Annotated in this window: 1 protein-coding gene; it reads left to right on the top strand. The window is 61.3% G+C overall.

Features of this window, described 5'->3' with window-relative positions; translation table 11 throughout:
• Positions 1–512: non-ribosomal peptide synthetase (locus tag ACLQ2W_RS33870; RefSeq protein ID WP_425791972.1), on the top strand; the 512-nt coding region annotated here is incomplete at both ends.

Genomic DNA, 512 nt, shown 5'->3' with positions numbered 1-512 from the left:
GACATCACCCGATGGCGCCCAGACGGACAACTCGAATACCTCGGCCGCACCGACAACCAAATAAAAATCCGCGGCTACCGCATCGAACTCGGCGAAATCGAAACCACCCTCAGCCGCCAAGAAAACATCAGAACCGCCGCCGTCACCACCACCCCCGACCACCAACTCATCGCCTACATCGTCCCCCAACCCCACACCACCATCGACCCCCACACCATCAAAACCACCCTCACCCAACACCTACCCGACTACATGATCCCCCACCACATCATCACCCTCGACCAACTCCCCACCACCCCCAACGGCAAACTCAACCACGCCGCCCTACCCCCACCCCAAACCACCACCAACACACCCCACACCACCCGCACACCACACGAAGAAATCCTGTGCGGACTCATGGCCGACATCCTCAAACAACCCACCCTCACCCCCACCGACAACTTCTTCGACCACGGCGGACACTCCCTCCTCGCCACCCGCCTCATCAGCCGCATCCGCAGCACACTCGG

The organism is Micromonospora sp. DT227, assembly GCF_049841835.1.
GTDB lineage: Bacteria > Actinomycetota > Actinomycetes > Mycobacteriales > Micromonosporaceae > Micromonospora.
Note: the sequence above shows the minus strand (reverse complement) of the source record. Positions and strands in the feature narration are given on the sequence as shown.